Origin of the sequence: Pseudarthrobacter sulfonivorans (genome assembly GCF_024391045.1) — a bacterium.
Lineage (GTDB): Bacteria > Actinomycetota > Actinomycetes > Actinomycetales > Micrococcaceae > Arthrobacter > Arthrobacter sulfonivorans_B.
Genome location: NZ_JANFCZ010000007.1, coordinates 154,215 through 165,189, shown reverse-complemented (window position 1 = coordinate 165,189; position 10,975 = coordinate 154,215). Strand labels below are relative to the sequence as shown.

The window sequence follows — 10,975 nt, the reverse complement described above, 5'->3', positions numbered from 1 at the left end:
CGTCCGCCCCAGTGGTTCCCGCTCTAGGTGGTTCCCCGCAACAGCCGCTGCCACCAGCTGCGTTTCGGCTCCGGTTCGGGCGGTGCGGCCTGGAGCCGCGCCGCACGGCGCTCGTGCCAGCGCGCAACTTCGGCATCCGCGTCCCGCGTTTTCGTGATGACCGGCGGGCCACCCTGAAGCTGGCGGCGGGCGTCGACCACCCGGGCGTTGAAGTCAGCCAGCATGTCCCGGACCTGTTTTTCGGTGAACTGGGCATCCAGGCGGGCGTCCAGTTCGGCGTCTTCGGTGCGCAGAAGGATGGCTTTGGGCCCCAGCCCGCTGATGTTTTCCCGCTGGATCAGGCCCTTGACCCACCAGTCCGGATCGTACGCTTCACCGAGTCCCGGGATGGGCTTGCCCGCGTATTTGAGGTTATCGAACTTGCCCTGCGCCATGGCATCCCGGATGAGGTACTCGGCCCGCCGGGCGTCGTCCACCTTTTTGCGTTTGTCACGTTCCCGCGCCTCCGCCGCCTCAAGCTCGGCTTCCTCCGCGGCGCTGATGCCCGCCCCGCGGTAGGAGCGGAGCTCAGCGGCCCGCTCCAGCCGGCGCCTGAAAACGCTGTCGCCGCTCATGACCGCCACCTCCTCCCCGACCGTCCCAGCCCTCGTCCTACCAGTATTCAAGGGTCAGTTTCAGGTTTCAACGGCGCGGCCGCGGCGCGGGAGTCAACTGGAGTGCCTGACGTCATCGCAATTGTCTTCATCGATCCTGGGGCACTGTCGCGCGCGGTGGAAGCCTAGGCCGGCAGGGGGCGATCAAGGTCGGTCTCCACGAACGATGCTCGTCGAGCAGCGCGCATAGCCGATTAGGGCGCCTCGGACTGTAGCGTATAGGGCACCGTCACCGGGCATTTATTCGGGCGGGGTATACGGGAATCCGGCAACGTCGGAATCATGCGGAGGTTAAGAAACCCCCGGGACAGGGGCTCGGCGTCCGGTGGACGACCGGCTAACGGGCGCAGGCTAGGCGGACCCAAGCATGAGGAAGTATGGTGCCATGGAGTCAATCTCGTGGCCGAAAGCGTGGCAACCGGAGGCTTGTACCGCCCTGCTTCCGTTAATAATGGCCGATGACCGAGTCGAAATCATTGTGGGGGATCCCCTCACTTCGATTGACGGCAGTGTTATGGAGGGGTACGTCTACCTCGAAGGTGACGATTTGATGATTGTTTACGATCGCTCGGGTCGTGCAGACGTTCATCCGTGGCGGCTCCCGGCGGGGCCTGTACTTCAAATCGTTGGTCTCTCAGGCCGTCGACGCAGATCGATTTACCGACATCCGCAGTGGACAAGACCTCGACGTAATTGATTGCACAAGAGGACGTTTGCGCTGGCAACGGGACGCCACTTGGCGCCGTGGAGACGCCGCTGTTCAGTCCCGCGGCTGTCCCGTAGGGATCGGCTCAGGGGCGCCCGAGGATCAGGCACAACTATTGGGGAATTACCTATGGCTCAAATATTTGGCGTCAGCATGAACAAGTCCAACGCCTGCGACCCGCACAATTGTTAAAAATTGGCAATGAGGAGGTGAGCTCTACCCGCTTCGGCATCCGTGTCAGAAATTTGGTCGAACCGTGTGACAATAAGCGGGATTTGCACATCACACATATTGGGGGAACCATGCCAGAGCGCGCAGAATTCGATGCATCACAGCCCGGAGAGGGTGACGGCGGCGCTCCCGCCGAACCCCAGTTCGGGCTCCGGACACCCGAGGTATGGACTCCCCCGGCCAGCCAGTCCCACGCCGCAGTGCCGGTCCGTGCAGCCGGTGAGGATGTGGTCCGTGGTGCACTCTTCGCAATGGCGGTTGTTCCCGTTGGCGTTGCCGCCTGGCTGGTGCTGTGGAACATGGGCTGGATGGCATCCATTGTTGCCTTTATCGCCGCTACTCTGGCGGCCCGTTTGTACGTCTTGGGGACCGGTGGAATGATCAGCCGCCGCGGCGCGTGGGTGGTCACAGCTGTAACGCTCGGGACCGTCCTGCTTTCCTTCTGGGGAGGCATGCTCTTGGACGCAGCAAAATACCTTGGCGGCGGTTCTCCGCTAACGATGCTGACCGACGCCGGAACTTGGGACCTGCTCCTTTACAACCTTTCCACCAACCGGGACCTGGTGGACGGGTACGCGGGCGACTTTCTGGTTGCCTTGTTGTTCAGCGCCTTGGGTTGCTTCTTCACCCTGCGCCAACTGTTCGCCCACACCAGGGGCAGCTAGCTAAGGGCTTCCCGGGCCCGGGGCTTTGCAGGCTCGCGTTCAGAATCAGTTGTTGTTGAGAACGGACAGGCAATCCCCCCTTGCGGGCGTCGCCGCGAAAACTCCGCTTTTGCTTCAGACATCGTTCATTACTTATATGCCGTCCAAAGCGGCCAATAACAGGGGAAAATATGCGACCAACGGCAACGGGATCCGGCTACTCTTCATGTGGGATGGAACACGACAGGGCGGATGAAGGTACCGCCATCGTCCTTGCTCTGACTGCCCCGTGACGGCTAGCGAGGGCCCGGAAAGGCCACCATCAACGCGCTGTGTGCCTTCAGAGGAAGTTCACGAGAAGAGGCCGGGAGTAGAGGTTGTCCCCGTGGTTAGACCTACCCTGCCGCGCCCTGCCTATGGTGAGATACGAGAAGAACTGGGCGCGGAGCTTGATCAGCAAGCCAGTCGACCTGGGCCGGTGAAGAAGCGATCCGACGTCCGGTTTGTCTTGGCTCTTATCTCGGCTGGCTTAGTCATTGCCCTGCAGGCCTACCAGGCAGGGGACCTGTCTGGTAGGCCTGCAGGGCTTCGCCCGCAAGGCCAACTCCTAGGTGTGCCAGTAGCTGCGGAACCGGTGGTCGAAGCACCATCTGCCGCCGCTCCCGTCAGCGAAGCAGCGGTGCCGACAACGGCCGCTCCAACCACACCCAATAGCCGTTCCAAGACCAGCCCCACACCCGGGAGGGAATCTCAGCCCACGCCACTAGGAAGCCCAGCGCCGATCACGACACAAAGTGACTCCTATGCATTCCTCGGCCTTCCCGACCTGAAACAGGACACTGTCGCTTACGACCCTTGCCGTCCCATCCACTACGTCACGAGGGCTGCGAACGCCCCTCAGGGCGGCCAGGAGATGATCAACGCAGGGTTCAACGAACTCTCACGTGTCACTGGCTTGCAATTCATCAACGACGGCGAGACCCTCGAAGCCCCATCAGAGCAGCGGCCCATGTACCAGCCGGACAGCTACGGCGACCGCTGGGCACCCGTCCTGGTTGCTTGGTCCACTCCAGAAGAATCCCCGAAATTCACAAGGGTGCAAGAAGGGGAAAAGATCGGCGACATCCTCGGCTTCGCAGGCAGTCAAGCCGTCTCACCCAGCACCAAAGACCCCTACGTATATGTCACAGGCCAAGTGGTCCTGAACGCCCCCGCCCTTGCCGAAGGTTCCGCCGTCGAAGGCCCCACACTGACACCAGCAGCCATCGCCCATGAACTCGCCCACCTCGTCGGACTGGACCACGTCGATGACGCAAGCCAGCTGATGTACCCGGAAGCAGGCTTTGGGGTATACGCCTACGCCAGTGGCGACCTCACAGGACTAGCGGCCCTCGGACGCGGCACCTGCTCACCAGGTCTTTAACCTGCTGTTGCTGCTGGACTTGATGAGGTTGCTGCTGCAGTGTCAGGAATGGAGGCCGAGATCGAGTGCTCGGAGTGGAAGTGTAGATGGGCTAAGGTCCGAGGCAAGATCCTCGTACCCGCGAGTGAGGCTGGAGCATGATCCTGGTGAGCCGCACGGCGTGACACAGCCGGTCGGCTTTGCGTATCTCGCCTATCCCTAAGAATTCCGGCATTCATCAGACAACAGGCCGGATCAGACGCCCTAGACGCCCGATTGGGGATCGCTGAATGGACGTGACGCGTCTTAGGGTTGCGTTGGGGACTTCCTCCCGGCCCGGCGCTACCACCAGAGGCCGAATAGCAGCAGACATATGTTCAAGGCCTGCGAAATCCAATACCCGACTGTTGTTCTGTTGCCCTCTGCGAGCACGCCGTATAAGTTGCTGGCGAATAGCGACACGGCGAGGAGGCACATAACCACTGCCTCAGCTTTGGTTGGCTGCTTCTTCCAATTCCTCCTGCCCATGCCCTGAGCCTAGCGGTGCAGTCAACTGGTGCGGTGAACGAATGAGCCTCATTTGTGGCTTGGAGAATCATCGTTCGCCGGGCGCCAGCGGAAGCCGCGTTCGGTAAAGGATCCTTTACCGAACGCTCGGCAAGTCGCGTCTTGGTGTACCGCGAGGAACGCTCAGTGATAAGGTGCTCCTTCCGGGCGAACAGCTTCCTTCTCAGTGGGTCGGAGCTGGCGCGGATGCCCCATAGGATGGCCCGGCTCGCCGCGCTCAAGTCCATGGACCGCAAAGCCATCGAACACTAAACCGTCGGTAGGGTTGGCCCATGGCACACCTTGTCGAGCACCTTGAACAGTATCTGGGCACCATTGCCGTGGGGTGGTCAAAGGATGCAGACGGCCACCCGCAGCATGCGCAGGTCATCAGGCTCGTTGACGGGCCGATAGAGGGTGTGACCTCGTATTCGACTCTGGGTCTCAGCCGGTACCCGCTGGCCGTGCCGGGTAAGGCGCCCGTCCGGATGGAGCTCCTGATAATGGTCCGAAGTGGCCACTTTGAGCGCTTCGTCCCGTCGATTTTGCAGCAGCTCGTGGATGGTGTGATCCACCAGGGGCGGGCGCCTCTGCGCGGTGAGGTCATAGGCCCGTGGGGGCCGCTGGATCCCGACACCGGCCTTGAAGCCTTCTACTTCGGTATCCCCGTCTACCAGCCTGAAGCGTTCGCGACATGTGAGGACCCCGAGGGGCCGATCGTCATCTCTTGGCTCATGCCGCTCTATCCCGCCGAAGCTGCCTTTGTCGCGACGCATGGCTGGCCGGCCTTGGAAGACCTCTTGGCCGAACACGACACGGACCTGACGGACTGGCACCGACCTTCGCTGCCAGTCCACACCCCACAGATGGTCGCCGCGGCCGGTACAGGATCCTTTACCGGGCGCTGCCTCACTGCAGCACAGTTGCCATGTATGGCAAGGCTTCCGGAACGCGTTTAAGCCAGTAAAGTGCGATTCATGACATTGGGGGATGCTGTGCCAGGCCTTGCTCGCCGGCCCTGGGCGTTCGCCGGGGTGCGTGATGATCGCTTCGCTGACGCTGTTGGTGTTTGGACTGTCCCAGGTGCCCGTGATCCAGCTACTGCCCTGGTACGTGGTCGCATATCTCCTTATCGGTGCGTGCATCTTCGTCCCGACCAGGAGGCCTCCGTCGCTGCGACAGGCCACGGCATTCCTGCTGCCTGGTGCCCTGCTCGTGGTCCTGGCGTTGTTGAACTTCGGGCTCTGGGCCGGCGGCTGGCTGCTTGGACTACCGGCTTGGGGGTTGCTGCTGAGCCGATGGACGCCGGCGAACCCACTCCCCGTACTGCAGGTCCTGAAGTTCTTGGGCCTGCTGGTGCTCGGTCTGCTCATCTTCACATTCAACGTGATCTTCGTGGTCTTCAGCCCTGGATTATTCGTACTGCCTATCGTCCCCTTGGTCCGGCTGGCCTACCCCGAGTACCGCGCCCGGCCGTTCCAGGCCGGCGTGGAGGTTCTGCTGGGGCTCGCGGTGGTGGTGCTTGCCTTCCCAATTCCCACCCCGGAAGGATCTTGGTCGTCGTCCTGGATTGAAGCAGGAGGAGCCGCGACAGCCGGGCTCATGATCGAATTCTGGGCCTGCGGGCTCCCACGCCGCTCCAAGCGCCTACAACTCAACAACGGAGCCATCGTCTAGCCACTGCCCATCCCCGTGCGGATCTCATCCGCGCCCGGTGAAGGATCCATTACCGGACATCTGAAGGTGCTCCCTTGCCATTAGGGTCGGTCGGGCCCTCCCAGGCAGCCGCGAGGTGCTACGGGCAGGACGTACCGATCGGAACGTTGATTGTTCGGATCTCGTTGGTGGTTTGAATTGTTAACGGGACACAAGCTGCCGTTTTGAGCCGGAATCCCCCTGGATAGACCAGCCAGTCGGCACCAGGCGGCGTGGAAGAACAACCGGGGACATCCAATGTCGTGGCTAAAACTTCACCGTGGTTGCCCCATCCGACTCTCATTCGGTTCTGCCAGGTTTGCGGAACGGTGATCGTGAATTTCTCCCCGGCCCTGATTGCTATCCCGACCTTGGCGAATCGGAACCCATCGTCGCCCGCGGCGGTTCCTAATTGGATTGGATCCGTCGGGCTCCCCGGAGCGCCGCCAGTGATGGCCATTACCCCGCCGGCGATGGGATCTGGGGCGACTTCGGCAAGGGTCGACGCTGTCCTAATCGCATCCGTGCAATCGAAAGTCTGGTTCAGGGACGGTGAAGTGGTGTCCAAAGCTGTTTCGCCAGGCACCTTGGATGTGCACGAGGTGATCATCAGTACAACGAACGCAGCCGTGAGCATCACACTGATTTTTCGAGTCATACTGGCACCCAGGACATGGCACCAGCCTAAGCGAACCCGGTCAATCTTGATCTTGCAGACGAATTATGGCGCTGGCTTGCTGCGTTTTCTGGCTCTACTCCGTTCAACGTCACGTATATAGAAGTCTCTAAGCTGTCCTTCCTTGATAGGCGGAAATCCCTCATTCTCAGCATTGCGACAATATTCTTAAGAATTTGCCAACCAAGGAGAGTGCCTCACTTGCTCATAGTCGTCTACTCTTCGGCTGAAATAGTCAACAATCCGAACGCAGAGGTAGATAACAAAGGATGTTGCAACAAATATTGTTAAAGCAGAAAGGAGGATTGAGGCCGTATCCATTCAGTATCTTTCTTCGCCAAAGTTTCACAAAATTCAGCGTACGTCATTTGATGCGAAGCGGCCGTCCCAGCTCGCCATTCTCCGCGCCACGCGGGGGGCAACCGGAAGAAGGTGCCGGATCCAGCTCATATAAGGGGTCGAGCGCCAGTACTGCACACCTGCAACGGGCCTTAGTCCGTGGCCGAGGGAGGGTCATCGGAGGCTTCCAGCTCGACCGTAGTAGGACGGCCGGTAAGCGATCCTTCACCGGGCGCCCCACCACTACAGGCCGCTGTTCTGCATGGCTGTGTGTTCGCAGCACCAGCTCAGTGAGATGGTCAGTTGCTAACGTGGCGTGCGAATTGAATCCACGTGCCCGTAGTTAGCGTGAGCTGGCCTAGAGCCGAGTTTCTTTCCCGCCGAAAAGACGTCGGTCCAGGTACCGGTTTGATGGTGAGAGCCACATAAGGATCGTGCCGGCTTGGACCGCGGCATATGCTCCCAGCGCCTGTGTGGTTGGGTTCGTGGAAAGCGCGGCGGTGAACAGCACGGCGATTACTGTGAGGAGAAGCCTGGCCGCGCGCACCCGGTACAACATAAGGATTGGCAGGGCCAGGGCGACAATGGTGCTCAGCGCCACCAGGAGCAGGATGCCGTAGTGGAAATAGCCTGAATCGCGGATCTCTGCCGGGATGAACAGGAACCGGACCAAGGTCGCGAGGCCGTAGCCCATCCCGGGGATAAGCCAGAGGAGAACGCTAAGCGCGAGCGTGCTGGGCACGATACGTCCGCCAACATGCATCAGCTGGGCCGCCGCCGCTATTCGCGTCCAAGACTTGCTGCCACTCAAATTCTCCATGTCTGCCATCCAACCATTTACGCACTCGGCACTTCTGGGTCTAACTACTAGCTTGGTCAGCGGAAGAAGACCCAGCTGGCCTGCTGCTTCCACCACATGGTTACGAGTGAACCGATGTGCCCGTTAGCCGGTGGCCCAACGGAATCTAAAGGCGTCCGTTGAGTGATCGGCTAACGGGCACGGTGTAGGTTACGCTGACGGCACGGCTAACTGAAAGGTGCGTGTGCCAACTTCGGGTGGAGGCGCGAGCCGGACAATAGCTCTAACAACAGGAGTGACTTGTGATCAACGTATTTCTCTACGCACTCGTCGCCGTATGTGGCGTCGTGCTGGCATTCCTCAACCTAAATACAGGATCCCTCCTTGCCGGCCTGGGCATGGCCGCCATTGGGACAATCGCCGCCCTTCAACAATTTCGTCGGGTAAGGCGGGAAAACCTACAAAAGCCGTAATGGCTTGCCCGGGGTACCGAACTCGGCCGGTCAAAGTCTCGAGGACAGCTGACAAACCGGCGCTATTTGCTGGTTCCCAGTCCGGAAGGGGATCGGCTTACGGGCGGCGGTGAGGCTCCCCAGAAAAATCGGGATGTTCAAGAATCCAGGTTGAAGCTAGGCTTCAGCACATGAACGAGCACGCGGTTCCCCGTCCTGCCGACGGGTACTTGTTTGAGTTCAAAGGGAAGCAGTCCCTTCGTGAGACGGCTCGCTGGGTATCTGGCGTCGTTTTGGTTTGCGCGGGAGTAGCCATCGCAATCATAGGGACAGCCTCCCATTCGGACTTATCCATGCCGCTCGGGATTGCCGTAGCGGTTCTTGGCGCCATCGTGCTTGTTTTGTACGCACTGACAAAGAGCCGAACGAAGGCCACAGCTGCTGCTTCTGGCGGGGCTGGCAATCGCCATGTGAACAATGGCAGCACTGGACCGCACTCGGTCGCAGCGGATCTTGCCCTTCTCACAGACCTCTATTCGAAGGGCGCCCTCAGCACAGAGGAATTTTCCGCAGCCAAACGTCGCATACTCGAAAGCTGAACATACTGCTACAGCCGTCCAGTAGAGGATCCCTTGACGGGAAGTTCATGGGACTTGCGTAATACTGCTCTGAGTCGGGTCAGGGGGATAGACAAATCATGGAACAGTCCACGAACTCAACTAAAAGACGGCTCAGACGAACTGGAGCGGCCTTCGTAGTTCTTGGATTCACGGTGTGGGCTACTCTGCGCGTGAGTTCGTTCGCCCGTTACATGAGACTGGAGGACTTGGGTCTGGATGTGAACCCAGCCGTTGGTCCAGAGACCTTCAGGAAAATGGTTGAGATGACGCCCACGGATCGCCCGCTCTGGGTTGCAGCCGTGGCCGTTATGCTGCTCGGTCTCGCTCTCTTCGTTGCGGGACTTATCCGGTGGAAGCGCCAGAACTAAGGTCGCAGGAAACATCGAGGACTGGTCGCTTTTGATTGCCGGTGGAGGATCCCTGACCGGACAGGTAGGTCAGCCTGAATCCGATTGCGCGGATGCAATTCGCATTAGGCGGACTCTATTCAGGGCTGTGGTACCAGAAAGTGCGCGACGACTGTCAGGATCAGGACCACCGGCACGACGAAGACGGCGCTTCGCGCTAAACCATCTGTCCAGCCCTTTGCTCTGGGGAAAATAATGATGCCGACGATGAGAGCTGCGAGCAGTACGAAAAGGATGCCGGCGCTAATCAGTGAAGCTCGAACAGGCAACAAATGCGGAGGACACATCGCCGAAAAGCTGACCGCGCATCCCCAGCTAGGCAGGATTGGCTGCGCCATCCAAAGGATCAACAAGCCGACAACGACCAAGCCAACCGCGGCTAGGGGTGAAGGCGAAGTAGAGCGATTTTCGTAGGCCATGAAGCAAGACTATCGATCAGACAATCCCCGGAGTTGGGTCGACTTCGACCCAACTCAGAAGATTGGGCATTGGTCTCCTCGCGCCCGGTAGAGGATCCCTTACCGGACATCTCTCAGTCGTCCTTCTCAGCCTCCGCATGACTCAGCAATGAAGGGGTCGGCCCGCCCGTCTGCTCCGGCACGCTGCTTCGGGCTTGACCGTCCTGAACGAAAGTAATCCTAATTTGGCTCCCCCATTCAAGGACCGACCCTGCGGAAGGATCTTGGGAGGTCACCCAAAACAGCCCCGGCCACGTACGCGAACGGAGCCCAGGCCCGTCAGGGTCCCCGGCTGCGAGACCAAACCCAATGTCCGCCGCCATCTCTTGCGCAACATGCACAGGCTGCCCAACAAGATCGGGAACAGTCATCATTCGACGTTCAACCATCTCGGCACCTCCTGTGAGCCTGAACAGCAAGAAGGGTGCAACCGAACCTTCTGCCCACCACAATACTGTTGGCTACCGGGTGCGGCGCCCGGTAGAGGAACCCTCAGCGGGACAGTTTGGTGCTGGTGCTCGTTCCAGTGGCTGTTCACGTCACTTGTGATCACACCATGCGGTCGGGGCACTTACTGCCGAGGCCTAGACTTATGCAAATGTCCGACTCGTAGGAATGCTAATCACGATGTTTGAAACTTTTGCCAAGAGCTTTACGCCATCGTCCCGAGAGTCCGCCGCCTCAAGAAATACGCCCGATGATGCGGTTCCAATCCTCCAAAACCTCTTCGAGACATACGGTGGTACAACTTTCGAGGGTGGCCTTTACCGCGTTCACGACGTCGCCTCGTCCAGGGAAGCCTCTGAAGCCGCTGCATTTGCATTTCCCGCCCTCAAGGCACCCCTGCTTTGTTTCGGATTCGACTGGTTGGGGCGCCAATTTGCCCTCGACTTCCGGAGAGGCTCGGCTGAGAAACCTGGGGTAGTGCTCTTGGAACCAGGAACCGGAGAAGCATTGGAGGTACCCGTTGCCTTCTCTGACTTCCACGACTACGCACTCTTCAGATACAGGGATTCCTGCTTGTTTCCCGAAGCTCTTGAGGATTGGTGCGCCGGGGGCGGGCCCGCACCTGAGTTCAATCAGTGCATCGGCTACAAAACGCCCCTGTTTCTCGGAGGCAGCGACGATGAATCAAATTTGGAACTAACTGACATCGACGTCTACTGGTCAATCATGGGACAGCTCATAGTCGCCACCCGCGATCTTCCGGATGGCGCTTCAATTTCAAGCTTGGGGATAGGTAACTGAGGCAGGGCTTCCTGCGGTGAAGGTTAATAGAGGGGATACGTTTTCCTCCGGCCCGTACGAAGTCGTTACTGCCCAGCCGTTCCGAAGGGTTAGGCCCTG

12 protein-coding genes are annotated in these 10,975 nt (G+C 59.8%); 7 read left to right on the top strand and 5 right to left on the bottom strand.

Annotated elements, in window-relative coordinates; genetic code table 11:
* Positions 1–23: 23 nt before the first annotated feature.
* Positions 24–614: a J-domain-containing protein gene (locus NQJ30_RS07150; protein WP_255769146.1), complete on the bottom strand. Its 591-nt coding sequence runs from the start codon at positions 612–614 to the stop codon at positions 24–26.
* Positions 615–1,661: 1,047 nt separating this feature from the next.
* Here NQJ30_RS07150 and NQJ30_RS07145 point away from each other — a divergent pair.
* From NQJ30_RS07145 to NQJ30_RS07130, 4 genes are all read left to right on the top strand, one after another.
* On the top strand, positions 1,662–2,255 hold the full coding sequence (locus tag NQJ30_RS07145; protein ID WP_255769145.1) for a hypothetical protein: 594 nt from the start codon (positions 1,662–1,664) through the stop codon (positions 2,253–2,255).
* 892 nt (positions 2,256–3,147) lie between these two features.
* Positions 3,148–3,657, top strand: coding sequence for a hypothetical protein (locus NQJ30_RS07140; RefSeq protein WP_255769144.1), 510 nt, complete (start codon positions 3,148–3,150; stop codon positions 3,655–3,657).
* Positions 3,658–4,475: 818 nt separating this feature from the next.
* Positions 4,476–5,141, top strand: a complete 666-nt coding sequence (locus tag NQJ30_RS07135; protein ID WP_255769143.1) for a suppressor of fused domain protein — start codon at positions 4,476–4,478, stop codon at positions 5,139–5,141.
* Positions 5,142–5,223: 82 nt separating this feature from the next.
* Complete coding sequence (locus NQJ30_RS07130) at positions 5,224–5,859, top strand: hypothetical protein (RefSeq protein ID WP_255769142.1); 636 nt, start codon at positions 5,224–5,226, stop codon at positions 5,857–5,859.
* 118 nt (positions 5,860–5,977) lie between these two features.
* Here NQJ30_RS07130 and NQJ30_RS07125 read toward each other — a convergent pair whose 3' ends face one another.
* On the bottom strand, positions 5,978–6,535 hold the full coding sequence (locus NQJ30_RS07125) for a hypothetical protein (protein ID WP_255769141.1): 558 nt from the start codon (positions 6,533–6,535) through the stop codon (positions 5,978–5,980).
* A gap of 715 nt (positions 6,536–7,250) precedes the next feature.
* Positions 7,251–7,712 (bottom strand): hypothetical protein, encoded by a 462-nt coding sequence (locus NQJ30_RS07120; RefSeq protein WP_255769140.1) that lies wholly within the window; start codon positions 7,710–7,712, stop codon positions 7,251–7,253.
* A 281-nt stretch (positions 7,713–7,993) separates the two neighbouring features.
* Here NQJ30_RS07120 and NQJ30_RS07115 point away from each other — a divergent pair, with 281 nt between their 5' ends.
* Positions 7,994–8,164, top strand: coding sequence for a hypothetical protein (locus tag NQJ30_RS07115; protein ID WP_255769139.1), 171 nt, complete (start codon positions 7,994–7,996; stop codon positions 8,162–8,164).
* A gap of 170 nt (positions 8,165–8,334) precedes the next feature.
* Positions 8,335–8,742: an SHOCT domain-containing protein gene (locus tag NQJ30_RS07110; protein WP_255769138.1), complete on the top strand. Its 408-nt coding sequence runs from the start codon at positions 8,335–8,337 to the stop codon at positions 8,740–8,742.
* Between the two features lie 508 nt (positions 8,743–9,250).
* On the opposite strand, the gene NQJ30_RS07105 is transcribed toward NQJ30_RS07110, so the two are convergent.
* Both NQJ30_RS07105 and NQJ30_RS07100 read right to left on the bottom strand, forming a co-directional pair.
* Complete coding sequence (locus tag NQJ30_RS07105; RefSeq protein WP_255769137.1) at positions 9,251–9,589, bottom strand: hypothetical protein; 339 nt, start codon at positions 9,587–9,589, stop codon at positions 9,251–9,253.
* A 113-nt stretch (positions 9,590–9,702) separates the two neighbouring features.
* Positions 9,703–9,999, bottom strand: coding sequence for a PASTA domain-containing protein (locus NQJ30_RS07100; protein ID WP_255769158.1), 297 nt, complete (start codon positions 9,997–9,999; stop codon positions 9,703–9,705).
* Positions 10,000–10,255: 256 nt separating this feature from the next.
* Here NQJ30_RS07100 and NQJ30_RS07095 point away from each other — a divergent pair, with 256 nt between their 5' ends.
* Positions 10,256–10,876, top strand: coding sequence for a T6SS immunity protein Tdi1 domain-containing protein (locus NQJ30_RS07095; protein WP_255769136.1), 621 nt, complete (start codon positions 10,256–10,258; stop codon positions 10,874–10,876).
* The last annotated feature ends 99 nt before the right edge of the window (positions 10,877–10,975 follow it).